Below are 25,092 nucleotides of genomic sequence, written 5' to 3' on the forward strand. Positions count from 1 at the left end.
CCCCCCATGTCGACTCGTACGTATCAGTTCGGAAAGCACCGCCCCACCGGCCTGGTGGGCCGCCGCGACCTCGGCGAACAGGTCGTCCTCGGCGGCGGCGCCGTCACCGGCATCCTGTTCGGCTACCTCTTCAACGGCGTGACGGCCATCGCCGCGACGAGCCTGGTCCTGCCAATCCTGCTCGCCCTGGTCATCGTGTACGCCCCGTACCGGCCCAAGGGCACTTCCCAGCGGCGCACCCTCTACCGCTGGTGGCGAATCAACCGCTACCACCGCAAGGCGCTCCGCCGTACCGGCGGCGTGTGGGTGTCCCCGGCTGTCGAGGCCGGCGTGCGTGCCAATGGCACGCCCCCGGACGCCGCTCTTGTGGAGCCGGAAGGCGTCACGGGCATGACGTGGGTGCCGGTCACGGTCCGCGGTCAGCAGGCCGTCGTGGTCCTCCAGCCGGAGGCCGGGTGCGTCACAGCCACTCTGGAGATCGCCTCGCCCGGCCTCGGCGGCAAGGAAGTCGGTGAGCAGATCGTGGCCCTGGAGCGCTGGGGCGAACTCCTCGACGCCTTCGGGAACGTCGAAGAACACCCGGTGAAGCGCATCCAGGTCCTGGCCCGGCAGATGAAGTCGGACCCCTACGCCCACCAGCGTTACATCGCGCAGCGCGACGAGTCGACCGCGACGACGGACGCCCCGCAGTGGCTGAAGGACTCGTACGACGTACTGGCCAACGCCGTCTCCACCAGCGCCGAGGAGCACCGCTACTACATCACCATCCACGCCCGGTTCACCCGCGACCTGGCGGCCGAGGGTGCCGCCCGCGGTACTGGTGACGAAGGCATCGCCGCCGCCATGGCCGCGTACCTGGATGAGCTGTGGTCCCGCGCGGAGGACGCCGACCTCTCCGTGATCGCGCCCCTGGACGAAGGCCGGATGACCGCGTTCATCCGCAACTCCTACGACCCTGACCACGCCATCTGGGACACCGACCTCCGACAGGCGCACGCCTTCCCCCGCAACGTCGACGTCCGCGACGGCGCCCACGTTGCCACCCGCGCGGCAGGCTCCACGGACAGCTGGTACCACGCCACGGCCGCCGTCGTCGGATGGCCCACGACCCCCGTCGGCCCCGACTTCCTCTCGCCTCTGCTGATCGGGATGCCCGACGTCATCCGCACCATCTCGATCACGCAGCAGCTCGAACCCAACGACAAGGCCGTGGAGCGGATGCTCGCGGAGGACACGAACAACCAGGCCGAGATCGACCGCGACCGTAAGCGCGGCAAGAACATCGACCCGCGCGACCAGATCGCCGCCAGTGCTACCGGATCACGAGGCATGACCCTGGCCTCCTCCGGCGCGGCCGGCTCCGCCGTCGTCGGCTACATCACCATCTCCTCGCGCAGCGCCGAAGAGCTGGAGCGCACCAAGCGCACCACCGCCTCCCGCGCCCGCAACGCACACCTGCGGATCGAATGGCTCGACCTCGAACACGCCCGCGCCTTCGCAACGACCCTGCCCCTCGCCGGAGGCATCAAGTGACAGACCTCCTCGACCTCGCCCCGCTGTCGCCGATGCACGAGACGGTGCGCCGTCCCCTCTACACCGAGACGACCACCAGCCAGGCCCTGTACCTGCCCATCGCACCGCCGACCCTCGGCACGGCAGGCGCGATCATCGGCCGGGAGCTGTATTCGGGCAAAGCGTTCATCTACTGCCCGTTCTCGGCGTTCGGCGACGGCCTGCCCGGCGGCAACATGATCGTCATGGGGGACACGGGCCGGGGGAAGTCGGCCCTGACCAAGACGTACGCGGCCCGGCAGATCCGCCTCGGGCGTCAGGTCGTCGTCCTCGACACCAAGGAGCAGAAGGAGCGCGAAGAAGGCGAGTGGGCCGCGCTCGGCCGCTCGCTGACTGGCAAGGCCCCGGTGAAGTTCGCGCCCGGCGGCGGCCGTGATGCCTCGTGCATTAACCCGATGGACCCGGCCATCGCGGGCAAGCGGCAAGTCGAGCTGGTGCGCACGATCGTTGAACTGGGTCTCGGCAAGGCCCTGGACGAGTTCGCCGGCTCTGCCCTGCGGATCGCGATCCGCAGGGCCCACCAGAGGGCGGGAGAACTCGGCCGCACCCCGGTCCTGGCCGACGTCGCCGCCGCGCTGCGGTCCCCGGAGGAGTCCGACGCGACGGCCAAGAAGCGTACGCGGGACGAACTTCTCGGTGACGGCCTGGAGGCGTCCTACGTCCTGGACCGGCTCTGCGGCAGCGAGCAGGACGCGACCGGCGACCTGACGGGCATGCTCGACGGCCCCACCAGCCTGGGTGTGGACCTCGATGCCGACATGATCGTCTTCGACCTGACCAAGGTCCCCTCCGGCGGCGTCGCCATGACCATCCTCGTCGCCGTGATCTCGGTCTTCCTCGAAGAGGTCTGGCTGCGCCCGCTGTGCGAATGCGGAACAGAGCCGGGGCAGCACGACCGGGTCGTAGTCGACGCGAACTCCGGAGCCTGGGAGCTGGGGCCGAACCCCGGCTCCGGCTGCCGCCGCTACACGCAGCGCAAGCGCATCCTCGTCTGCGAGGAGGCATGGCACATCCTCGGGACGCCCCAACTCGCCTCGCTGCTGGAGAAGTTCCTCAAGTTTGCTCGCGGCTACGGGCTGTCCTGCATCTTCATCGTCCATCACCTGTCGGACATCGACGACAGCCCGGAGACCCAAGCGGCCCTGAAGATGGCCGACACCATCGTGATCTACAGCCAGAAGAAGGCCGAGGCGGAAGCGACGGTGTCCCGGCTGGGCCTGCCGTCCTGGACGGCCGAGCACATCATGCGCCTGCGCCGCGGGATCGCGCTGTGGAAGGTCGGCGAAGTGATCTACCCGGGCGTCCAACACCTCTTGGTCGAGGCCGAACAGCACCTGTGCTTCTCCTCCGGCTCGATGACCGACCTGCCCAGCACCTCCCCGGACGCCGAATGAGCGGATACCGCCACCTTTCTGCCGCCGACCCCTTTCACGCAGACTCGGAACGAGCCCTCGCCATGACCGTCACCACCGACCACACCACGCTTCCCGCCGACGAACGCGCGGTGCGACAGGACATCGACCAGCTGCACGCCGAAGCGCTCGACCTCGCCCGGCGCATGAAAGAACTGGCCCTCGTGCTGGACCACGGCGACTGCTCCGCCGCTGGAGGACGCGTACGTACGGCCGTCGCCCACATCTGGCGAGCCGCAGAAGACCTGCACAGCGCCTTCCACACCGCGCCCCCGCGCTGTGCCGGGCCCGACGCGTCGATGTCGCGGCTGTGCGGCCGGCGGATGCGCTACCTGGCGGCCCGCGTCGCCCGGAGGGCCGAGTAATGGACATCATGCCCGGCGGCATCTCCCTTGCCCTGTACGCCGTGACGGCCGTGTGCGCGGTAGCCCTGGTGACGCTCTGGTTCCTGCTGAACCGCGGACGGCGCAACGCCGGATTCGCGAGCAAGGGACAGCTCAAGCGCCAGATGTCGGCCAAAGCAGTCCTGAAGGCCACCGAGATCCGGCCCTCCCTCACCAGCGACGACGGCCACCCCAACCGCGCAACCGGGGTGAGCTTCGCGAAGGACCGCTCCGCCGCTCGCTGACCCTCTTTCCTCGTCGCCCACCTCGCTCCGGAGTACGTCATGCACCACCCCCTCGATCCTCACGATTTCGGCTACTCGCTGGGCACCTCGCAGCGCCCGAAAGGCGTCGAGCTGTGGTCCCGCGCCGACAAGGCATGCCGGGTCATCGGCCCGATGGGCAGCGGAAAGACGCTGCGGTTCTTCGCCCCGCTCGTCCGCCGCTGGGCCGGGCCGGTTCTGGCCACCTCGACCAAGCCCGATCTGGTCGAACTGACCCTCGACGCGCGGCAGCGGGACGGTCGCCCCGTCGCGGTCTTCGACCCGCAGAACATCGCTCCTAGCCTCCCGCGCTTCCGGTGGACGCCGATCAACGGCGCAGCCGACACGGAGGTGGCGATGATGCGCGGGAAGGCGTTCGTCGCGGGCTCGCGCACCCCCAACGGTGCGGCACAGTCCAGCGAGGGCAGCGCCTTCTACAAGGGGCAGGCGTCCAAGATCCTCGCTGCCTTCTTCCACGCCGCCGCCCTCGACGGCGCCTCGCTCGACTGGGTTCTGCGGTGGGCCCGGAAGCTGACCGACCCGGCACCCCTCGGCATCCTCAACGCTCACCCGGGCGCTGGCCCCGGCTGGGCGGACATGCTCCGCACGGCCACCACGGGCGACAGCCGCACCGTCGGCAACACCGCCTCGACCCTCGACGCGGCCCTCGAACCCTTCATGCACCAGTCGGTGATCAACGCCCTTCAGGAAGACGGAGAGGACCCCACGGACTTCGGCGCGTTCCTCGACGCCGGGGGCACCCTCTACCTTCTCGGCAAGGACAGCGAGGTGAACAGCGTCGCGCCGCTGACCACCGCGATAGCCGAAGACCTTCTGGATCTCGCGGAGGCGCACGCCCTCGCGTCCCCGGCCGGGCGGCTCGACCCTGCACTCCTCGCGGCCTTGGACGAGGCGCCGAACATCGCGCCTATCCCCTCCCTCCGCCAACGCGTCGCCGACGGCCGGGGACGTGGCATCACGGTCGTCTACGGCCTCCAGGCGTGGGCGTCGGCTCGTGCCCGCTTCGGCGAGGACACCGCCAAGGAGCTGGCGGCCTTCACCAACAACGTCATCGTCCTGCCGGGGGACAAGGACCCCGACTTCCTGAAGGACATGTCCGACCTGTGCGGTCAGGTCGAGCGAGAACGCACGACGAAGACCACGTCCGGCGGGGACCGTGGCGGCCACTCGACGGCCACGCACATGGCGCTCGAACCCGTCCTTCGAGGAGACCAAATCAGGGGCCTGCCCCAGGGGCACGCCTTGGTCCTCGCGGACAACCTCCCGCCGATCGTCACCCGGCTCGACGGCATGTGGACCTGGGATTCCTGGTCCGAGATCGAGGGTCACGTCCGTGACCTTCGAGCCGCCAACGAAGCCGAGCGGACCCGGCGGGCCACCGAGAAGAAGAACCAGGCCAATGCCCACGCGGCGGCGTGGGCCGGCCGTGAAGGAGCGGCTGCCGCATGACCGAGACCCTGACCCGCTTCGACCCCTTCCCCGAGCCGCCCGCACTGATCCTGGAGTACATCGCGGAGCGGAGCACGGAGGAGTCCGTGGCCGCCGACGGTCCCGCCCCGTGGGACATCGGCGCCCTGTCAGCAGAGCTGATCAAGCCGATGCCCGCGTGGCTCGATTCCGTGTGCCGCTGGCTGAACCGGACGTACGCCTGGCAGCCGCAGGACGTCATCCCGCCCTGCTGGGCGAAGCACGAGGGCCTGGCATACGAGATCGCGGCCCTGGCCTTCACCAGGGGAGACGCTTATACGGAGGCGGGCTCGTCCGTGATCTGGCATGAGCAGTACGACCGCTTCCTCACCCGAATGAACAAGACGTTGGGCAAGGCAGGCGACGAATGCCGCGTCGGCAAGCACGACGACCGTCCGGCGCGTTTCCAGCTCGCGGCCTGGCCCACGGCCAAGGGCGAGGAGACGGGATCTGCGGGACGAGTCGAGGAGATGGCCGGATGATGACGGACCCGAACATGGTCTTCTCGACGGACCCTCGTCACGGACTGGTGGCGCGAAGCGGCTGGGAGCAGGAGGAAGCCCGGACCGTGCTCCGTGATCTCGGTTGGGAGTGGACGGAGGAACTGCACGCCCTCGTCCCACCGGACGACGTGCCGGAGGTCGACGCCGGCCTTCAGGCAGTGGAGGAACTGCACCTGCATGGGCACCGGACCGGGTACGCCGTGGGGCCTTACGGCACGATGCGGTTGACCCTGGATCGCGCGGAGCAGGTGTTCACGAAGGTCGCCGCCCGGGAGCCTGGTGAGGTCACCCCCGACGCGGGCGCGAAAAATGATCAGCCTGGAAGAGCGGACACCAGGCGGCCTACGTATGGGGGAGTACCCCCTTCAGAAGGGCCGAGTGAACCCGACGGGCCCGAGTCCCCAGCAATCTAGAACGCCCTCCAGCAAGAGCCCATACCTGTCCTTCAGCGTTCGAGGAGCCCTAGGGGTTCCTCGAACGCTGCTGCCGTTCGTTGGCCGGCGTGACGTCCCCGGCGAGCTGTTTCGCTCTGTTCGTTCAAGCGGGAGCGGGGTCGAGGAGAAGCGAGTCGAGGATGGCAGCTGTGCCGGTGGGATCGGTCGTGTGGTGCACGGTGCGGATGCCCAGGGTCTCGGCGGGCGGCAGGTTCTCCGCGTGGTCATCAACGAAGATGCACTCAGGACCGGTCAGGTCTAGGGCGTCAAGCGCACGCTGATAGATGAGCGGCGCCGGCTTTCGTACGCCCTCCAGCTCCGACAAGATCACGGCATCGAAGAAGTCCGTCCACATGCCCTTGTCCTCGTACGGGTTGTAGGGCTCGATCCCGAACGAGTTGCTGAGCATGGCCACCTTGATCCCTGCCGCACGAGCGCGCTTCGCGGCGGCGACGATCTGAGGCTCCGGGTGGAGGTTGGCCAGAGCGCGCCGCATCAGGTCGGTGGAGTCGATACCGAGGATGCCGCCGATGACACGGTTCCAGTCCTCCTGGGTTGCCTCACCGACCTCCAGTGCTGCATAGATCGCGACGCCGTCGGGATGCTCATTCAGCGCCGCGAAATACGCGCCTGGAGTCAATCCCTCCGTTCTCTCGAACGCCTGCCCGTTCAGTCGCATCCGAGTGGTGAGCACACCACCGAAGTCGAGGATCAGGCCACGGTATGGGGCTGGCAAAGCGGCCTCCTTGCCGATCTTTCATACGTGTACGCGGTCCCCCGGCCGCAGGGCGACAGGGGGACCGTTGAGTGCCCTCCCCAGAGGGAGAGACCCCCAGTATCGCCTCTCCCCGAAGCACGTGGGCCTACGCTTGACACGAGTGCCCTGTCCACTACGGCGAACGGTCAACCCATGGTGTATGACGGAGAGTTGTTCAGCATCGGCCAGCGGATCAAGTGGTGGCGTGAGCGTCGGGGCTTGTCCCAAAGGATGCTGGGAGACCTAATCGGCAGGTCAGAGAACTGGGTCTACAAGATTGAGAATGACCGGATGCCCTTGGACCGGCTTCCAATCCTGATCGCCCTGAGTAAGCAGCTGCGATGCAGTCTGGAGGACCTGACGGGCGGCTACGTGTCCGGAATCGTTACGGCGGGCACGGAGCACGAGCACGTTCCGCTCATCCGACAGGCCCTGTCGCTGCCCGCCTCCCTCCTTCCGCAGCGGATCGGGTCGGTCACCTCCGACGACTTCGAGTCCTCGGTTACGGACGCCTGGAAGGTCTACGAGACGCAGGCTGACGACCGGTACCGCGATGTCGGCGAGCGGCTGCCCACCCTGTTGCGGCAGGGACACGCCGCTCTGCGCGACGCCTCGCCTGAGGAGGAGGGCACCGTCCTCCGGCAGCTCATCAGTCTCTACGGCCTGCACCAGATCTGGCTTCGCCGCGTCGGTGAACCGACCCTCGCCCGCATTGCGGCCGACCGCGGCCTCTCCCTCGCGGACAACGCCGGTGACCCGGCCCTCCTCGCAGCTGCGGCCTGGAATCTGGCCTGCGTTCTCACTTCCGCTGGAGATGTGGAAGACAGCTACGAACTTGCCCGGCAGACCATCGCCCAGTGCCGGCCGCACGACGACTCCAACGCGGAGCACTGGTCCGCGTACGGCGCACTACACCTGCAAGGTGCCGTCGCCGCCGTACGCGCTACAAAGGGCCCGGGGGCGTGGGACCTGTACAACGGCGCGCAGCAGGCCGTGGACCGGGTCGGCGCGGACCTCAACCACTGGCACACGTGCTTCGGTCCGACCAACTTCGCCATGCACGAGGTACACCTGAAGGCGGAGGAGGGCGACACCAGCGAAGCGCTTCGCGCCGCCGATCACGTCCTCATCAACGAAGAGGTCCCGCTCGAACGTCGGACCCGGTACCTGATCGAGGTAATGAACCTCAACCGCATCCAGCGAGACGACTACGCGACGGTGCACATTCTCGGCAAGCTGCTGAAGCAGTCTCCGGAGGAGATCGTGTTCTCTCCCCTGGTCAGGGAGGCGGTGGCCGACCTGCTGAAGCGCGAGAAACCGATGTGGCGCGACGACCTTCGTGCGGTAGCGAAGCACATCGGGCTGGCCGCGTAGGCATATGCAGACCCTGAGCGTTACTCAGCCCTGATTTTTTCTCAGGGGTGGGGCTCCGAAGTGGCCCTACGTTTACGGGTCATGACGACAAGTCACGCTCAGACGGAAGCTGGCGCGGCGCCCTTACCGCCCGCCAAGCGCCACCTCCGCCTTGCTCGTGAGGCCGAGGTCGCGCACACGGAGGCCGGTCGTTTCGCGGTCCCCCTCGACCTGCACGAGGGGGCCACGGAGCCCGCGACCATTCCGCTGGTCCTGACGGCCGATGAAGCGGTTGCTCTGCACGGCAGGCTCGGTGCCCTCTTCCCGTTCGCGGAAGGGGACTACCGATGACCACACGAACTCCCGCAGATCGTGAGCGCCGCCGCAACCTCGCGGACGCTGCGAACACACCGTTGCCTCCTTTTGCCGGACTGCTCCGCCACGTCCCGGGCCAGCAACGCCGGACGGGCCCGCTCGCTTCCCTTGACGACCGGGCCGCCCCGGAAAACGGGGCCTCACAGAGCGGGGCGGAGCGGTGATCGGCCCGGCGTCGCAGCGCCCGACCGCAACTCGTGCCGGCGGCCTGGTGGAGGAGCGTTTCCCCATCACCAAGCACTCCCCAGGCGAGCGCCCCCCTCCCGTAGACGAGTCCCGCGTCCGCGCCATGAGGCTCGTGACTCGCGAACGTCTCACCTCCCGCGGTCTGACCTGCGTCGCCGACGACGCGACACTCGTTGTCTCTGAGCTGATCACCAATGCCATCGTGCACAGCGGTGGCAGGCAAATCCGGCTGACCCTTGACGTGCGCGATGGCGTCCTGCGCATCCGTGTCCATGACGGCGTGCCCGGACCTCGCCCCACTGCTCAGTGCCCCGAGGACGACGACGAGAACGGTCGCGGCCTGGTGCTCGTGCAGGAGATCGCCCGAAGCAGACAGGGCGCGTGGGGTGTCAGCGACAACGGCGCCACCACGTGGTGCGAGCTGAGTTTGGTGGCGTGCTGATGACGAACACCGCATTACGCGACGAGACGACTAACCCGGAGACCATGCCGGTCCGCGTTAAGGACCCGACGGTCCCCACGAACCCTTGGACTCCTCCACACGGTGAGGAGGAGGTCCGGCGGTACCTGTGCGCAGTGCGCGAGTGGGCAAGCGTGGATTGGAACGAGGTGTACGACGACCTCGACACAATCCTGCACGGCGAGGAAGAGATCAGCCACCACGCCGCGGGCCCGTCCGGCGGAGCACCATTACCCAACTACAACAACGACGCCCTTACTCAGCGCTTCCTCATGGCGCTCAAGCTGCTTGTAGCCCGCGCCTTGCGAGACAAAGCCGACGAGAAGCACCCGGACATCGCCGCTCTGATCGGACAGGCCCGCACGCTGCGTGCCGAGGTAGTGGCCGGCGATGCGGGACAGACCATCGGACTCGTTCGGAAGCTGGCGCGACTCACCCTCGATCTCGCCGAGCTTCTGGAAGAGGCCGGGATCGTCAGGGGGCTGGTCGAGTGCTGACGACCACCAAGGCTTCGGCGCGTTCGTTCGGCCCTTCCCTCTGCCCTGCCGAGGAGGCGTACGACTTCGAGCACTTCCGGGACCGCCTTGCCCGGCCCGAGGTCCTTGCTCACGCCGTCGCGGTACGCGTCTTCCGGGCACCACTGCTTGCCGTGCCGGTCGGCGGCCCGCGTCGCGGCGGATACATGTCCTTCGATCTGCTGTCCCTGGCAATAGGGGCACGCGACCTTCTCACGAACCGGCCGGGGTTTCCGGACCTCCGCGTCCGATGGTCGCCGTACCGCGATACCTGCCACACCGTCGAGTGGGGCGATCTCGCTCCCGAGTGGTGGGAGGACGACGTGGTCTTCGGCCGCTTCTACGGCTACAGCGAGTCCGCCATCACCTCGTTTGTACGTGAACGCCCACAGACGCCCTCTTCGGCAACCTCCACTCCGTGTTCCCCCACGGCTTCGTAGTCGCCGAAGAGGGCCCAACTTCCCCACACTGCCTTGAGAGGACGACGAGTACGATGTGCCAGCACACCCCGCCGTGTCCCACGGCCGAGGCTTCCGACCGAGAGGCCGCCCGCCCCACGGTGGCCCACCCTGAACAGGGCTGGAGCCTGCTGTGCAACGGGGTGTTGCTCTTCGAGGACACCGGCGAGCTGTTGCCGAACGGCCAGATCGTCGCTCCGCACCGGCCGGTCGCGCTCGCCGCCGGGAGCACCGCGTGACCACCGCTCCCCAGATCGTCGTGCCCTACATCACCGCCCGGGAGGGCGAAGAGGCCGACTCATTCCTCAATCTGCGCATGGGCCGCGGGCCGGACGGCCGGCCACGTCTCCGATACGTGGATGAGGCGCCGCCGGACCGAGACCTCAAGGACGTGCTCTGGGCCCGCTACTCCATGTCGCTCGACACCTTCGGGCAGCCCTGCGGGACACCGCGCTGGCGGATGGTTCACCCGCACCGTCAACGCGTGACGATGGCGCTGCTGCGGTGCCAGGTATGCACCGTCCAGTTGAAGCGCACCGACGGCATCCTCTTCCTGGAGACGGCGGGTGAACAGGGCTACGACGGTCCCGTGAAGACCGCGCAGCCGCCGGTCTGTCTGGAGCACGCCCGGATGGCGGCAGGCCGGTGCCCACGGCTCAGGGCAAGGGGCCACGTAGCGCTTCTCGCCACCCGTTTCCCGCTGTACGGCGTGATCGGCCACGCGTACCAGTGGAGCGCGAACGGCCTACAGGCCCTCTCGGACATGGACTCCCCCATCCCTTACCGCCATCCCCAGATCGGCATGTTCCTGGCCTCCCAGCTCGTACGGGAACTGCGGGAGTACAAGGTCGTCAACCTGGACGATCTTGTGCCCACCGCCTAGACGGCCGCCCGGCTCTCCTGAGTGGTACAGACAGGACCGCCGGGCGGCTCACCACCGGCGCCGGACCTTCGCGCGCCGTCCAGCACGAACCCGCCAACCTTCGGCGGTCCGACGAGAACGGAGAGCTTTCGCCGACAGCCTCCCGGCCCCCGGCACGCGTGCCGGCCTACCCACCCCCCGAACACGAACGACCGAAGGAAGTCCATGACGAACACGACCGTCGAGCCCGACGAGGCGACCCGCCTGCGGAACAAGGTGGTGGACGAGCTGTGCGCGGACGGCAACATCTCTTCCCCGGAGATCAAAGCGGTGATGCGCAAGGTGCCCCGGCACGAGTTCACCCCCGCCGACACGCCGCTGGACAAGGCGTATGACACGTATGCCGCCGTGATCACCAAGACGGACGAGCACGGCGTGCAGCTCAGCTCCGTCTCCGCGCCGCAGATCCAGGCCATGATGCTGGAGCAGGCCCAGGTGAAGCCCGGGATGCGGGTGCTGGAGATCGGCTCGGGCGGGCTGAATGCGGCCTACCTCGCCGAACTCGTCGGTGAGGACGGTGAAGTCGTCACCGTGGACATCGACCCCGTCGTCACCGATCGCGCGCGACGGCTCCTGGACGAGCACGGTTACGGCCGGGTGCACGTCGTCACCGCGGACGCCGCCGAGCCCATCCCGGATCTCGGTGAGGTCGACGTCGTCATGGTGACAGCCGGGGCCTGGGACGTCTCCCCGGCCTGGACCACGCAGCTCAAGCAGGGCGGCCGGCTCGTCGTCCCGTTGCGGATGCGGGGCTTGACCCGGTCGGTCGCCTTCACCCAGGTCAAGGGCGAGCACGGCCCCTACCTGGAGAGCGAGTCGGCGCGGATCTGCGGCTTCGTCCCGATGCAGGGCTCGAACGCGCACCGGGAAGAACTCCTCCTCGTCAACGGCACCCCGGAGATCGGGCTCAAGTTCGATGACGGCCTGCCGGCCGACCCGCACCGGCTCGACAACGCCGTCACGTTTCCGCGCCACGAACTATGGACCGGCGTCACCGTCCGCATCCAGGAACTCATCGACACCCTCCAGATGGCGATGGCGATCAGCCTGCCGGGCTTCTGCACGATGGCCGTCGATGAGAACTCGGACACGGGCCTGGTCGACCCGGTGAACAAGCGGTTCGCCCTCGCGGCCGTCGAGGACGACACCTTCGCCTACCTCGTCACTCGCCGCACCGAGGACAACAAGCACCTGGAGTACGGCGTGCACGCCCTCGGCCCGCACGCGGAGCAGTTCGCCGACAAGATCGCCGACGTGCTCCGCGACTGGGAGGCCAACCGGCGCGGCGGCCCCAGCCCGGTCATCCGGGTCTATCCGGCCAGCACTCCCGATGACCAGATCCCGGCCGACCGGGTCATCGACAAGGTGCACAGCCGGATCTCGCTCTCCTGGCCCTCGGCGTAACACCGGGAGCCAGGTCGTCCCGCACCACCCCAACAAGAGGAAGGCACATCATGACGAGCGCCACTCTCGCCCCGCCCCCGGTCGCGCCCGCCCCGCTGGCGGGCCTGGACGACGACGACTTCGCGCCCCTGGACGTGAAGGTCGTCATCGCCGAGCACTCGTACGGCCATCTCATGTGCTCCACGGGCGATGGCTGCGGCACCACCTGCGCGACCGGTGCCTCCGCCTGCGGTTCCTTCACGGAGGACCCGGCCTGATCCAGGCCGACCCCTTACCTGTGGGCCGGGCGAAGCGCTTCGCCCGGCCCACAGGCCCCTCTCCCCTCCCCGCGCCGCCTCATGGAAGGGCCTCATGGCTTCCCGAGCAGCCGCCGGATACCAGTGGCAAGGCGTTGCGATGCTGCGCGCCACCACCAGCCCCGGGCCGGCAGACATCCCCCGTACCCTCGACCTGGACAACGTGGCCGTCACCCGCGGATGGCTGAACCGCATCTGGCAGCGCGAGGACTTCCGCAGCGCGCTGGAGCTGGCCACCCCCGTCCTGTCCGACGCCATCGAGGCCGTCGTCCGGGGCCGGCAGACTGAGCCCCGTCACGTCCGCCGCACCGCGCTGTCGACGGTCTCCTATCTCCTGCGGTGGCAGCACCGGCCGACCCCGCTTGGCCTGTTCGCCGGCATCGCCCCGGTGTCCGTCGGGCCCCGGGCGAGTGCGCGGTGGCGCGACAAGCACCGCGCGATGATCCGGCCGGACGCCGAATGGGTCACCGACATGGTTCTCCGGCTCCAGCGCACCCCCGCGTTGCTGAAGCGGTTACCGCTCGTCGCCAACAACGCCGCCCGCGCCCGCGGTGACCGGCTCGTGGCGCCGGGCCCGCCCTCCGACGGCCACGCCGTCCTCCTGGCCCCGGTCGAGATATCCGTCCGTAACGCCCGGCCGGTGGCCGCCGCCATGGACGCGGCCCGCACCCCCATCCCCTACGGCGACCTCCACAGCCACCTGCGCGACCGCTTCCCGCAGGCGACACCGGAGAAGATCGACGCCCTTCTCACCAGCCTGGTCGAGCAGCAGTTCCTCATCACCAGCCTGTGGGCGCCCATGACCACCGTGGACGGTTTTCAGCACCTGTGCCGCGAACTGGACCGGCACCAGGCGGAGAACGTCCCGGAGGTCCGGGACCTGGTCCACGCGCTGTACGCGCTGCGCGACGACGTGTCCGCCCACCAGCCGACGCTTTCCGACACCAGCGTGAGCGCCGTCGCTGGGCGGATGCGCGCCCTCACCCCCGTCACCCCGACACCGCTGCTCATTGACACCGCCCTCGACTGCGAGACCCAGCTCCCGCAGGCCGTGATCGCGGAAGTGCAGGCAGCCGTGTCGGCCCTCTACCGGACCACCCCGCAGCCCTACGGCTACCAGCACTGGCGCGACTACCACCGCCGGTTCCGGGCCCGGTACGGCGTCGGCGCCCTGGTGCCGGTGATGGACCTGGTCGCCGACAGCGGCCTTGGCCTGCCCGCCGGATACGTCGGCTCCGAACGTGGCGCCGCCTTGAAGGTGCGCACCGACCGCGACGAACTGCTGCTCGCGCTGATGCAGCAAGTCCTCCTGGACGGCCGCGATGAACTGCGGCTGACGGACGACATGGTCGACGCCTTGGAGAAGGCCGCCGGAGCGGACGAGCGGCTGTTCGTGCCCCGGGTGGAGGCCGCCTTCGAAGTCCACTCACCCAGCACCCGGGCATTGTCCAGCGGCACCTTCGATGTCCTCCTCACCGCGGTCCCCCGCCCCGGCAGCAGCATGGCCGGCCGGTTCGCCCACGTCCTGCCGCCCGAGCATCAGGACGCGCTCGCCGCCACGTACCACGGGGCGCCGGACGCCCTCACGGCGCAGCTCGTGTTCCCACCGCGCCGCCACCGCAACGAGAACGTCACCCGTACGCCGCGACTGCTGCCGCACGTCATCGAGCTGTACGGCCACCAGGAGACGGACGAGACGACGATCCCGCTCGCCGACATCGCCGTCACGGCGGACCCGCGCAGCTTCCACCTCGTGCAGCTCTCCACCGGCCGGCGCATCGACGTGCGGGTCCTGCATGCCCTGGAAGGCGGGACACAGACCCCACCACTGGCCCGGTTCCTCGCCGAAGTGGCCAACGGGCGGTACGCCGCCTACAAGCCGTTCGACTTCGGCGCCGGCTCCCGGCTCCCGTTCCTCCCGCGCGTGCGCTACCGCCGCACCATCCTCACGCAGGCCCGATGGCTGCTGATGGCCGATGACCTGCCCGGCCGCAAAGCCCCGACGAAGGAGTGGGAGAACGCCTTCACCGCCTGGCGGGACCGGCTGCGGGTCCCCATGCAGGTCGCCATCATCGAGTACGACCAGCGCCTTCCCCTCGACCTGTCCCACCCGGTCCACCGCCGGGCCCTGCGCGCCCACCTCGACAACGCCCGGCGTCTGGAGCTGCGCGAGGTCCCGGACGCAGACGCCCACGGCTGGATCGGACGGGCACACGAGATCTGGCTTTCCCTGGGCCGGCGGGAGCCGGACACCGCCGATGTGCCCCGCCCGCGCGCCGCCGCCCCGGCGGCCCTGGGGCGGCATCTTCCGGGCGCCGGTGACGTCCTGCTCGCGCAGCTTCACGCGCACCCGCGCCGCTACGACGAGATCCTGAGCCGCCACCTGCCCAGCCTCCTCGCCGCGTTCGGCAATACCTTGCCGGTCTGGTGGTTCACCCGGCACCGGGAGATGGCCCGCCCGGACGCCGACCAGCACCTCGACCTCACGCTGCACCTGCCGCCGGACGCATACGGGGCCGCCGCCCAGCACGTTCATACGTGGGCGGGCAGCCTTCACGGGACCGGTCTGGCGGCCGGGCTCGTCCTGGCTCCCTACCAGCCGCAGACCGGGCGCTTCGGCGGCGAGGCGGCCATGGACGCCGCGCACCAGGTGTTCGCCGCGGACTCCGCCGCCGTCCTCGCGCAGATCCATCTCACCGAGCGCACCGACACCTTCGCCCCGCAGGCCCTCGCCGCGGCCAGCGCCCTGCACCTCGTCACCCCCTTGGCGCCGAACACCGCGGCGGGCGAGGAGTGGTTGGTGCGCAACCTTCCCCAGGGCGCGGGGCGACTGAACCGGGCCCTGCGTACCCAGGTGCTCGAACTCGCCACGCCGAACGGCGCCTCCGCGCTCGCGGCCCTCCCCGGCGGCCCTGCGGTCGCCGAAGCATGGCGGGCCCGCGCCTCCGCTGTGGACACCTACCGGAATGCCTTGACCGGTCAGCGTGATCCCCTCGGCGTCGCCCGGTCGCTACTGCATCAGCACCACGTCCGGGCCCTGGGCGTCGACCCGCGCGCCGAGGAGACCACGATCCGGCTCGTACGAACCGCGGCCCTCCAGCACAGGATGGCGGCCCGATGACCGCGCCGGCCGTCACCACTGCGGCGATCCTGGAGCAGTACACCGCCCACCTCGCACAACCCGCTCCCCCGCCCCCGGACGAGCCTTGGGCGGTGCAGTCCCTCGCCGACGGCGCCGCCGGAATCAGCCTGCTGCACATCGAGATGGCCAGCCGTCACGGCGGCTCCTGGCGCCCCGCTCACCGATGGATCACCGCCGCAGCGGCCGGGCACATCAGCGCGGCCGACACCGCCGGACTGTTCCTCGGCGCCCCGGCCCTCGGCTTCGTCCTCACCACCGTCCCGCCGTCCTTCCAGCACCTGTACGAACCGGCGCGCCGGACGCTGCACCAGCACATCAGCGACCTGACCCACCGCCGCGTGGACGCCGCGCTCACCCGCATCCGCAAGGGCGACCTGCCCACGTTCGCCGAGTACGACCTGCTCTACGGCCTCACCGGCATCGGGGCGTACCTCCTGCGGACCGACCCTGAAGGGCTCCCCCTGGAACGGGTCCTGAAGTACCTCGTTGCCCTGACCCGCCCCCTTGTCCCCGACGGCCGCGGCCTGCCGGGCTGGTGGGTCCGCCACGACCCGGCCCGTGGCGAGTCCCCCCACTTCCCGGGTGGCCACGGCAACTTCGGTGCCGCCCACGGCATCACCGGCCCGCTCCTCCTGCTGGCCCAGGCCATGCGCCGCGGCATCACCGTCAGCGGCCACCGCGAAGCCATCTGGAGCATCTGCGAACACCTTGACGCCTGGTGCCAGCTCAGTCCCTCCGGTCCCTGGTGGCCCGAACACATCTCGCGCCGCGATCTCGACCTTGGGCGCCCGCACCACGACGCTCCCACCCGGCCGAGCTGGTGCTACGGAACCACGGGCATCGCACGGGCCGGGCAACTCGCCGGGCTCGCCCTGCGCGCCCCCGACGTTCAGGCGTTCTACGAGGACGCCCTGTACCGCGCCCTGACCGACCCCGAACAGCTCGCCCACGTCACCGACTCGGGTCTGTGCCACGGCTGGGCAGGCATCTACCAGACCGCCACCCGCGCCGCTGCCGATGCCCGCGACCCCCGCCTTCAGACCCTCCCGAAGCGCCTCGGCGACACCCTCGCAGCAAACGCCCAGCCGGACCTTCCCGAGCCCGGCCTGATCAACGGCGACGCCGGTACCGCGCTCGCCCTCACCACCTACGCCTCACAGCAGGCCCCGATCTCCGGATGGGACGCATGTCTCTTGATCAACTGATCTTGACGGAGCCGAGCCCGATCCAGCGCGCGGTCTCCGCTGCCCTCACCGGCCTGCCGATCCCCGACGTCGCGGCCCAGTACGGGATGGAACCGACGATCCTGTCCGACGCCGTGACGGTCTACGACCAAGCCGGCCGGGAGGCCCTGGCCCGCCACGCCGCCACCACCGACTGGTGGCAGGTGTACCTCCACTTCACCAACTGGACGGAGGCCGACACCACCTTCACCACGCACGTGCTCCCCGTGCTTCGGGAGGCAGAGGCCACGGGGCTCATCGGCGGCTGGTGGTACACCCGCAAGCACCCGTGCTGGCGCCTGCGCCTTCGTCTACAGCCCGAGCCCGGAACCAAACTGGCCCTCGGCGACGGCTTCGACCGTCTCGTCTCCGACGGGCATCTGCAACGGTGGTGGCCCGGGATCTACGAGCCGGAGACCGCAGCGTTCGGGGGCGCGGTCAGCATGACGGCCGCGCACACGCTGTTCGTCACCGACAGCCGAGAGGCGCAGCAACTAAGGCAGCGCGGGGACCTGGCCGTGGGACCGCGCGAGCTGTCCGTTCTCCTCTGCACGATCATGATGCGCGCCGCGGGTCTGGAGTGGTACGAGCAAGGGGACGTGTGGCACCGCGTCATCACGGAAGAGCACCGATCGACCGTCAGCGGCGTCCCGGCAGACCGGCTCGACACCCGCGCGCAGGAGATCCGGCCGCTGCTCTTCGCCGACAGTGATGTCCTGCTGCGCCCCGACGGGCTGTTGGAGCCCGTCGCCGAGTGGGCCGCCGCCTTCCGCAGCACGGGGCAGGAGCTCCGCCGTGCCGTACAGGACGGGACGCTCGACCGGGGGCTGAGGCAGGTGCTCAGCTATCACGTGATCTTTCACTGGAACCGGCTTGGGCTGTCCATGCGGGGACAGAGCGTCTTGGCCTGGGCAGCGAGGGCGGCGATCCTGCACCAGGAAAGCGGGACATAGGTCGGCCGCGAGCCGTGTAAACCGCCGGGGGCCACTAGGGCCTGTCTGATAAATGATCAAGCTGTGGGCGAGCGAAGTCGTCAGCTGCGTGGCCACAACGGCAGCCGCAGCCGCGAAAGGTCAGGCCCTTCAAACGGATGACATCGGCACGTGAAAGGCTGAGCCGCATGACCAGTGAAGCCGATGAACCACGTCGAGACCTGTTCCTCCGAGACGGCCTGGAGGCAGCAGACGTGGTACGTGTTCACCGTGAGGCGCTTCGTGTCCTGCGAGACAGCATCGAGACGGCTCACATCGATGCCTACAGCGATATCGCCTGGCCACGGGAAGTGGCGCCCGCATATGAGCAGGTGTTGGCGATGGCCGCCAACGAGGTGGCCGAGGGCGTCCGGTCTGCGAAAGGTGATCCTGGCATGGCGATTGACGTCGATGTCCGCGACGACACGCAATTCGACGTGCTTCTGGCCTTGGCTCCCTACACGATTGGGGCCGAGGCGTGGCGACAGGGTCGAGAGATCTTCAGCGCCAGCGACACGGGCACAGCCCTGTGGATCTCTGTCACGTCAGAGCAAGAGGTTCGGCTCATGTCACGGCTCGATGCGCTGGGTGTCCCGCAAACGGCGTTCACGACTCAACCTCGCAGGAGGCGAAGTCTGTTCGCCCGGTGGTCACGGCACCAGATCGCGTAGCCACAAGATGAGCGAACTCAGCTGCAGTCCCGCCTGGTAGCGGGTGGCGAGCTTGTCGAACCGGGTGGCGACGGCCCGGAACTGTTTGAGTCGGTTGAAGCAGCGTTCCACGACGTTTCGGTGCTTGTATGCCTCACGGTCGAATGCGGGGCGGCGACCGCCGGCGCTGCCTTTTCGACGCCGGTTGCCGACCTGGTCGGAGCGTTCGGGGATGGTGGCCTTGATGCCACGGTGCCTGAGCGCGGCCCGGATAGCCCGGGAGGAGTACGCCTTGTCGGCCAGCACCCGGTCAGGTCGGCGTCGGGGCCTGCCCATTCCGGACCGGGGAACGTAAATGGTGTCCAGGACTGCGTCGAACATCGTGGAGTCGTTGACGTTGCCCGGTGTCAGGACGATGGACAGCGGCAGGCCTCGTCCGTCGACGGCCAGGTGGACCTTGGTGGTAAGTCCTCCCCGGGATCGGCCGAGAGCCTGCCGCGCCGCCGAGCGTTGCGGATCCTCCAATTTGTCCCCGCAGGGCTCCCCTTTTTGCGGGCGCCGGCGGCGTGCTGGTGGGCACGATTGATGGTGGAGTCCACCGACACGGTCCACTCGATCCGGCCCACCGCGTCATCGCGGACCTGCGCGTGCTCAAGCAACCTGGCCCATGTGCCATCGGCTTCCCAGCGGGCGAAGCGTTCGTAGGCGGTCTGCCACGGGCCGTACCGCTCGGGCAGATCTCGCCACGGAGCACCGGTCCGCAGCCGCCACAGCACCCCGTCGATCACCTGCCGGTGATCCCGCCAGGGCCTACCCCGCCCATCCACCGCAGGAAGTAGCGGTCGTATTTGCTCCCACGCCGCATCCGTCAGTTCACCTCGGCCAGCCACAAGATCAATTATCAGACACGGCCTAGCTGTAGGCCCAGGCGAAGCGACCCATAGTCGTGCGAGATAGGACTTGCCATGACCGTTCCATCGCGGCAGAAGCAATGGGTGAGCCTCGGATTGCTGTTCGGAGGACACACACAGAGCTTCGAGCTCCCGCCCGCGGCCGTCTCCGGGCCCCCGCCCACCACCGAGGTGACCGCCGATGAGCGTGAGGCCGAGGAGGTGATGCGTGCGGCCGGCTACGAGCCGAAGGGGCCTTACCCCGGTGCCCGCTCGATGCCTTGGCCGAGCGAGTGCACCGACTGCGGGGCGTCCCGTAAACCCTCGCTCCAGGACATCGAACGCGGTGTCCGATGCAAGCATGTCCGGCGCAGGCCCGCCGCCTCCGGCGCATGAGGCGGGCCCGTACACCCGAGGTGTACCAGTTGTTCCAGTGCAAGTTGTGCCCGAACAAGGGGACAGACCGGGAGATCCGAGGTGTCGGCGCGCGGATGGCTGCCTATCGGGTGTGCAGCTCGTGTGACTTCTGGCTGATGTGCCTGGGGTACGCGATGCTCGGCGACCAAGACCCGGACGGCCGTCGTGCCCTTCGGATCGACGGCGTCCATTACCTGTCGTGGACCGACGAGCAAGGGTTCCCGCCCGAGATCGGCTACGTAGGGGACGAGGAGTCCCGCTACGTCCTGCTGGACGATCCAACCGGCACCGTGCACGTGACGCGCCGGCTCTGGCTCATGGGCACCATCCCGGACGCGTTCCGCGACCGGATGTCCGACAACGCGGTCTTCGCTCCGCCGACCTAGGCAGTCTCAGGCACCCTCTACACAGGCGGTGCGTCCTGAGCGCTGTCCGGCGGTGGGCCGGGCTGTGTGTAGTCCATCGCGGTTCGGTTGGCGTACGAGGACTCGGGTTTCGGAGATGACGGCGCTACGGACTCATCGGCGTCGGCGTGCTGACGCCCGCGCTGGGTTCGCAGACTCGCCTCCTTCTGGAGGCCGGACACTCGGTGGTCAGCGCCGCGAGCAGTTCTGCGAGCCTTGATGGCCTCGGCACGAAGCTGCTTGGCTGCCTCGTTGTCCTTGGCCTTGGCCCGCCGAAGAAGCGCGGCCTTCTCCTGCTGTGGCATGTCCGCTTCCGTAAGCACTGCTTCGTGTTCACTAACGGGCCCGGCTTGCCCGGCAACTTCCTGGAGCCGCGTATTCATCTGCTCCAGGTCCTGTCCGGTCTCCTCACGGGTACGAAGTAGTGCCTCCCGGTCCGCCTCAACCGCAGCACGCTCGTCACCGCGGAGCGCCGAGCGCCCGAAACGGCCCGTCGCGGCCAGCTGCTGTTCGAGACCTTCGATACGGGCCTGCGTGCCGTTCAGTCGGGCGGTGCGTTCAGCGATCGTGCCGTCCAGCGCTCGAACTTCGCGGATGGCCACGGCACGTTCGGCAACGTCCTGATGACGGCGTTGGAGCGCGAGCGAGTTGGGGCCTGTTCCGGCAGCAGCCTCCCGTTCGGCACGATCGGCGGCGGCCTCCGCCTTCTCGGCCGCCGCGCTGGTGCCGCGCGCTGCCGTCGCCGCCTTTCGCGCAGCGTCGCGCATGGCTGAATTACTGAGGTGGGCGTACGGACGGTCAGCCGTCGGCGCGGCTTCAGGAGGAGTGGTCAGCTCCTCGTGCCGCCCGGCCGTGGCCGGGGTAGATCGGACCTCGGGCTCCGCGTCCTCTCCCGGGGCGTCCGCGTCATGCGGTTCTCCCGCACCGGGGCCACGCGGGATCGGCAGATCCTCTACGGCCTGGCGGACGTGGACGGGGACCGCGTTCTTCGGGAGTTCGGTGAGGATCATGCGTTCCTCGGTGCCGTTCTCGATCTCCCGGATGAGGCCCGCGACTGCGCGGTCAAGCTGTTCCTGCTCGGTGAGTGCGTCGCCGTGGCCGGCGCGGTCGGCGTCGGTCTCGTAGACGGAGAGCGGCAGGAAGAGGTGAGATTCCTTCTTGTCGCGCGACATCATCGTGTACAGGGCGTTCGCCTGCGCGCCGGGTCCGTAGACCAGGGCCTCTTGAACGCTCAGGCCCTGAGACTTGTGACCGGTGATCGCGTATCCGAGGCTGAGTCCGCCCTGCGCGATGTATTCGGCGTTGACCCATTCTGCAACGTCACGGTGGCCGTCGGCGGTCTTCTCGCGCCACTCGACCAAAACCCGCCGTTCCTCGTCCACGGCGCGCACGATTCCGCGGTAGCCGTTCAGCACGTCTTCGTTCGCGCCTCGGCTCTTCTTGCCCCGGTAGTCGTTGATCCGAAGGAGGACCTGGTCACAGACGGACAGCGTCAGCTCGCCGCCGCCGGGCAGCGCGTAGGTGTGGTCGGGACCGGTGAGGTCGCCGCTCTCCTTCCGCAGTGCGCGGGCTCCGACGTTCAGTTCCTCCACGATCTCGTTGGTGGCGGCCAGCATGAGGAGCTGCTGCACGGCGGTGTGGTCGTCGGTGTGCGCGGCGCGCTTGTCGGCCCAGATGGTCAGCATCGCGGCGAGGGTGGTGTCCTTGTCCGCGAGGGCGTGCACGCGGCCAGCCCCGGTGAAGGTGCGGAGTGCTTCCACGCGGTTGTCGTCGCGCCACAGCTCCAAGGCCCGGCGCTCGACCATGTCCGTCTGCCGGAAGTTCTCGTTGAGGCTGAGTCCGCCCACGATGTGGTGCACGGCGGCAAAGGAACCGCCGATGCCGGGCGAGTGCAGCTGCTTCGGGTCACCGATGCCTACGACCTTCGTGCCGGTCATCGCGGCGTGGGTGAGGAGTTCGGCGATGTCCCGGTCATCGCACATGGCGGCTTCGTCCACGACCAGAACGTCAACGCCGGTGAGACCGATGCCGCCGTTGCGGATGCCGGTGAGCCAGGACGTGAGGGTGCGGGACTCGATGCCCGCCTCGGCCTTCAGGTTCGCGGCGGCGACGGCGGCCGTGCTCGCGCCGGCGATGACGAGACCGTGGGCCTCCCATGCCTGCCGGGCGGTGTCCATGATCGTGGTCTTGCCCGCTCCGGCGATGCCCACGACTGCGTCGATTCCGTGCCCGGCCGTGAGCAGCCGTTCGAGGACGGCGCGCTGTTCGTCGGAGAACGCGAAGGTGCCACCGTGCTGGGCCTCGACGGTGGACAAAGTCATGTCGACCGTGTCGCTGCTGACGACGGCGGCCTGCGTGCCGAGCCGGTTCGTTGCCTCGGAGACGATCAGAGCTTCCGCCGCCACGACATCCGCCGTGGTGTACCGGTCGGCGTGCGTGAAGTGCTGAGCGCCCTTCGGGTTCAGCTGAACCGCGTATCCGGCCTGACGGAGGACGGAGGTGGCGAGTTGTTCGGCTTCCTCGGCGTTCGCGACTCCATACGGGAGAGCGTCCAACACGGCGGCGATGGCGGCGGCGTGGGTGAATTCCTTGGAGTGACTGGTCAGGCCGGTCTTCGGGTCGAAGACCTGGGCGCACAGCTCGTCCAGAGAGGGGTTCTGATCCGCTCGGTCCCGCTCCATCGCGCTGGCTGCGATGGCGTCGGGGTCTTCACCGGCAGCACGCCCCTCAGCCTGCCAGTAGGCGCGAAGGACGTCGTCCCCGACTCCGGCGGCCTCGCCGTTCTTCGCGGCCTTGGATGCGGTGGAGGCGGCGGTACGCTCGCGGGTCGTGGCGCTGTCGTAGTCGATGCCCAGCTTCGTCAGCAGATCCCGGACCTGGCTGTCGCGCTTGCTGAACAGGCGGATCGTCGCCTCGGGAATCGCTGCGATCTCCCATGCGCCGGTCCGCTCCTCGCGACGGAAGCTGATGCCGAACTTGTCGGTCAGCTCTCGGCGGATACGGGCGTTCATGAGGGACTGGGTCGCGCGGGTGTGTCGGTGGAGGTCACGGCCTCCGCTGGCCATGGTGGACCACTTGCCGTCGGCACCCTTGACCATGTTGGCCAGGGTGAAGTGCAGGTGAAAGTGGGGGTCGCCGTACGGGGCACCGTCCACGGGCCGGGCGGCGCGGTGCACCATCATCCAGCCGGAGAACCCGCTCGTCTCCAAGGTCTCCGCTTCGTCGCCGTCACCGTGGTGACCACGCATGGCGTACGCGGTCCACCGTTCGAGGGCGGTGATGGACTCGCGGCCGGCGGAGGTGTAGATGCCCTCGACCTGAGCGGCGATCTCCTCCGGGGCGTAGGCGAGGAACGCGGACTTCGACTTCGCGAGGTCCAAGGTGACGTCGGCGCCGAAGTTGCCGACCTGCACTCGGCCTTCGAGGAGAGCGGCCTTGATCTCCTCGGTGTCCCACACATTCTCGGGCGAAAGCCCCGCCGCCTTGGCCATGGCGACGGCTTCGCGTACGTCCATCGGCAGATCCCGAAGACGGCGTTCGCCTTCGCCTTCAGTCTGGGTGTATCGGCGCTTCATCGACGCGGCGGTGAACAGGTCGCCGGGCTGTTGTCCGGACTGGGTGGCGCGGGCCTCGACGGCGCGAAGCAGAGCACGGGCGTCCAGGTGGCCGCCCGCCTCAGCGGTCACGGCCTTCTCCAGCGTGTCTTCGCCGTACAGGTCGACGGCGTCGATGCCGACAGCATCGGCGAGCTTCACCACGGTGGAGGCTGGGACGCGGTGCGATTCCCCGAACCGCTTGAGCTGGCTCTCCATCCTGCGAAAGGCGTCCTGCTTACGCTTGGAGTCCAGCAGGGAAACGGGCTTCACGCTGCGTTCGGCGGCGGCGCGGCGGATGGCGCGGGCCAGCTGGGCGGCGGGGAGCTTGGCGGTCGGCGCAATGGCGAGCTTGGGTTCTACGAGAGTCTGCCCGGTCCGGGGGTCCTCGCCGTGCATGAGGCGTCGGGCGGCCTGGAAGTGCTCGGGGGCGAGAACGCTGCCGGGGGTGGTGCCGAACTCCGTGAGGCCGTTTCCGATCCATACCAGGGGGCGTTCGCTGGCATCGAGGTGGTACTCCACCTGTCCGTCGGTCGGCCGTGGGGGAAGGGCCTGTTCGCCGTAGAGGTCGCGGGCGTCGAGTCCGGCCGCGGCAGCGATTTCGACGGCGTCGAAGCCGGTGAACCGCGCGGTGCCCTTACTGCGGATGAGTCCGCGGGCGCGGAAGAAGGCGCGCTTGGCCTCGCGGTTGGCGAGCAGGGAAGCGACGGGGGCACCAGCAGCTTCGGCCTTGGCCTCGATGGCGGCGACGAGGGGAGCGGCGTCGACCGCTACGGACTTCCCACAGCCGTGGCCGCCGGTAAGGCGGTACTCAACCTGCTCGTCGGAGGGGCCGATCATGGTCACCCATCCCATCGGCCCGCTTACCCCCCGCTCTCATCCGGTCAGATTCGGTCGTCTTGGCTGATTGTATCGTCACGAAGTGACGATACCTTGGTCCTCTAAGTTCAAGATCATGATCAACGAGGGGAAACCTCGGATACTCGGGGCGGCCTGGGCGTCGGTGCGGATCAGGCTCCTG

At 68.9% G+C, this 25,092-nt stretch carries 24 protein-coding genes; 21 read left to right on the forward strand and 3 right to left on the reverse strand.

Going from position 1 to position 25,092, the window contains the following annotated elements; genetic code table 11:
* Positions 1-6 precede the first annotated feature (6 nt).
* From OG507_RS19790 to OG507_RS19815, 6 genes are all read left to right on the forward strand, one after another.
* The gene (locus OG507_RS19790; protein ID WP_327368527.1) at positions 7-1,533 is read left to right on the forward strand and encodes an SCO6880 family protein; all 1,527 of its coding nucleotides are present in this window, start codon (positions 7-9) and stop codon (positions 1,531-1,533) included.
* Positions 1,530-2,966, forward strand: coding sequence for an ATP/GTP-binding protein (locus OG507_RS19795; protein ID WP_327368528.1), 1,437 nt, complete (start codon positions 1,530-1,532; stop codon positions 2,964-2,966). Before OG507_RS19790 ends, OG507_RS19795 begins: the two co-directional genes overlap by 4 nt.
* Positions 2,967-3,028: 62 nt before the next feature.
* Entirely contained in the window at positions 3,029-3,349 is a 321-nt protein-coding gene (locus OG507_RS19800) for a DUF6238 family protein (RefSeq protein WP_327368529.1), read from the forward strand.
* Complete coding sequence (locus tag OG507_RS19805) at positions 3,349-3,612, forward strand: hypothetical protein (protein WP_327368530.1); 264 nt, start codon at positions 3,349-3,351, stop codon at positions 3,610-3,612. Before OG507_RS19800 ends, OG507_RS19805 begins: the two co-directional genes overlap by 1 nt.
* A 39-nt stretch (positions 3,613-3,651) precedes the next feature.
* Positions 3,652-5,100 carry a type IV secretory system conjugative DNA transfer family protein gene (locus OG507_RS19810; RefSeq protein ID WP_327368531.1) on the forward strand — a complete coding sequence of 483 codons (1,449 nt, stop codon included), beginning with the start codon at positions 3,652-3,654 and terminating at the stop codon, positions 5,098-5,100.
* On the forward strand, positions 5,097-5,600 hold the full coding sequence (locus OG507_RS19815) for a hypothetical protein (protein ID WP_327368532.1): 504 nt from the start codon (positions 5,097-5,099) through the stop codon (positions 5,598-5,600). The genes OG507_RS19810 and OG507_RS19815 overlap by 4 nt, the downstream gene beginning before the upstream one ends.
* A 558-nt stretch (positions 5,601-6,158) precedes the next feature.
* On the opposite strand, the gene OG507_RS19820 is transcribed toward OG507_RS19815, so the two are convergent.
* Positions 6,159-6,791 carry an HAD-IA family hydrolase gene (locus tag OG507_RS19820; protein WP_327368533.1) on the reverse strand — a complete coding sequence of 211 codons (633 nt, stop codon included), beginning with the start codon at positions 6,789-6,791 and terminating at the stop codon, positions 6,159-6,161.
* Between the two features lie 174 nt (positions 6,792-6,965).
* Between OG507_RS19820 and OG507_RS19825 the strand changes: the two genes are divergently transcribed.
* From OG507_RS19825 to OG507_RS19885, 13 genes are all read left to right on the forward strand, one after another.
* Positions 6,966-8,186 (forward strand): helix-turn-helix domain-containing protein, encoded by a 1,221-nt coding sequence (locus tag OG507_RS19825; protein WP_327368534.1) that lies wholly within the window; start codon positions 6,966-6,968, stop codon positions 8,184-8,186.
* Positions 8,187-8,267: 81 nt separating this feature from the next.
* Positions 8,268-8,516, forward strand: a complete 249-nt coding sequence (locus tag OG507_RS19830) for a hypothetical protein (RefSeq protein WP_327368535.1) — start codon at positions 8,268-8,270, stop codon at positions 8,514-8,516.
* Positions 8,517-8,751: 235 nt separating this feature from the next.
* Positions 8,752-9,168, forward strand: coding sequence for an ATP-binding protein (locus tag OG507_RS19835; RefSeq protein ID WP_327372032.1), 417 nt, complete (start codon positions 8,752-8,754; stop codon positions 9,166-9,168).
* Complete coding sequence (locus tag OG507_RS19840) at positions 9,168-9,683, forward strand: DUF6415 family natural product biosynthesis protein (RefSeq protein WP_327368536.1); 516 nt, start codon at positions 9,168-9,170, stop codon at positions 9,681-9,683. The genes OG507_RS19835 and OG507_RS19840 overlap by 1 nt, the downstream gene beginning before the upstream one ends.
* Complete coding sequence (locus OG507_RS19845) at positions 9,677-10,141, forward strand: DUF6302 family protein (protein WP_327368537.1); 465 nt, start codon at positions 9,677-9,679, stop codon at positions 10,139-10,141. Before OG507_RS19840 ends, OG507_RS19845 begins: the two co-directional genes overlap by 7 nt.
* Before the next feature lie 53 nt (positions 10,142-10,194).
* Entirely contained in the window at positions 10,195-10,398 is a 204-nt protein-coding gene (locus tag OG507_RS19850) for a DUF5999 family protein (protein WP_327368538.1), read from the forward strand.
* On the forward strand, positions 10,395-11,042 hold the full coding sequence (locus OG507_RS19855) for a hypothetical protein (RefSeq protein ID WP_327368539.1): 648 nt from the start codon (positions 10,395-10,397) through the stop codon (positions 11,040-11,042). Before OG507_RS19850 ends, OG507_RS19855 begins: the two co-directional genes overlap by 4 nt.
* Before the next feature lie 204 nt (positions 11,043-11,246).
* Positions 11,247-12,485, forward strand: coding sequence for a methyltransferase, FxLD system (gene fxlM, locus OG507_RS19860; protein WP_327368540.1), 1,239 nt, complete (start codon positions 11,247-11,249; stop codon positions 12,483-12,485).
* Positions 12,486-12,535: 50 nt separating this feature from the next.
* The gene (gene fxlA / locus OG507_RS19865; RefSeq protein ID WP_250287672.1) at positions 12,536-12,742 is read left to right on the forward strand and encodes an FxLD family lanthipeptide; all 207 of its coding nucleotides are present in this window, start codon (positions 12,536-12,538) and stop codon (positions 12,740-12,742) included.
* Between the two features lie 94 nt (positions 12,743-12,836).
* A complete protein-coding gene (locus tag OG507_RS19870; protein ID WP_327368541.1) occupies positions 12,837-15,902 on the forward strand; it encodes a lantibiotic dehydratase in 3,066 nt (1,021 codons plus the stop codon).
* Complete coding sequence (locus tag OG507_RS19875; protein WP_327368542.1) at positions 15,899-17,128, forward strand: lanthionine synthetase C family protein; 1,230 nt, start codon at positions 15,899-15,901, stop codon at positions 17,126-17,128. The genes OG507_RS19870 and OG507_RS19875 overlap by 4 nt, the downstream gene beginning before the upstream one ends.
* A gap of 2 nt (positions 17,129-17,130) precedes the next feature.
* Positions 17,131-18,099, forward strand: a complete 969-nt coding sequence (locus OG507_RS19880) for a thiopeptide-type bacteriocin biosynthesis protein (protein WP_327368543.1) — start codon at positions 17,131-17,133, stop codon at positions 18,097-18,099.
* A gap of 167 nt (positions 18,100-18,266) precedes the next feature.
* On the forward strand, positions 18,267-18,788 hold the full coding sequence (locus OG507_RS19885; protein ID WP_327368544.1) for a hypothetical protein: 522 nt from the start codon (positions 18,267-18,269) through the stop codon (positions 18,786-18,788).
* Here OG507_RS19885 and OG507_RS19890 read toward each other — a convergent pair.
* Positions 18,768-19,657 (reverse strand): IS5 family transposase gene (locus OG507_RS19890; RefSeq protein WP_327368545.1). Its coding sequence is split into 2 segments (ribosomal slippage): positions 18,768-19,306 and positions 19,306-19,657, totalling 891 coding nucleotides; the frame shifts between segments, so codons are not numbered across the junction. The two genes, OG507_RS19885 and OG507_RS19890, sit on opposite strands and share 21 nt — an antisense overlap.
* A gap of 75 nt (positions 19,658-19,732) precedes the next feature.
* Here OG507_RS19890 and OG507_RS19895 point away from each other — a divergent pair.
* Both OG507_RS19895 and OG507_RS19900 read left to right on the forward strand, forming a co-directional pair.
* Positions 19,733-20,053, forward strand: a complete 321-nt coding sequence (locus tag OG507_RS19895; RefSeq protein ID WP_327368546.1) for a hypothetical protein — start codon at positions 19,733-19,735, stop codon at positions 20,051-20,053.
* A 95-nt stretch (positions 20,054-20,148) separates the two neighbouring features.
* Positions 20,149-20,460 (forward strand): hypothetical protein, encoded by a 312-nt coding sequence (locus OG507_RS19900; RefSeq protein ID WP_327368547.1) that lies wholly within the window; start codon positions 20,149-20,151, stop codon positions 20,458-20,460.
* A 17-nt stretch (positions 20,461-20,477) separates the two neighbouring features.
* On the opposite strand, the gene mobF is transcribed toward OG507_RS19900, so the two are convergent.
* Complete coding sequence (mobF, locus tag OG507_RS19905; protein ID WP_327368548.1) at positions 20,478-24,911, reverse strand: MobF family relaxase; 4,434 nt, start codon at positions 24,909-24,911, stop codon at positions 20,478-20,480.
* Positions 24,912-25,092 lie beyond the last annotated feature (181 nt).

Origin of the sequence: Streptomyces sp. NBC_01217 (genome assembly GCF_035994185.1) — a bacterium.
Taxonomy (GTDB): domain Bacteria; phylum Actinomycetota; class Actinomycetes; order Streptomycetales; family Streptomycetaceae; genus Streptomyces.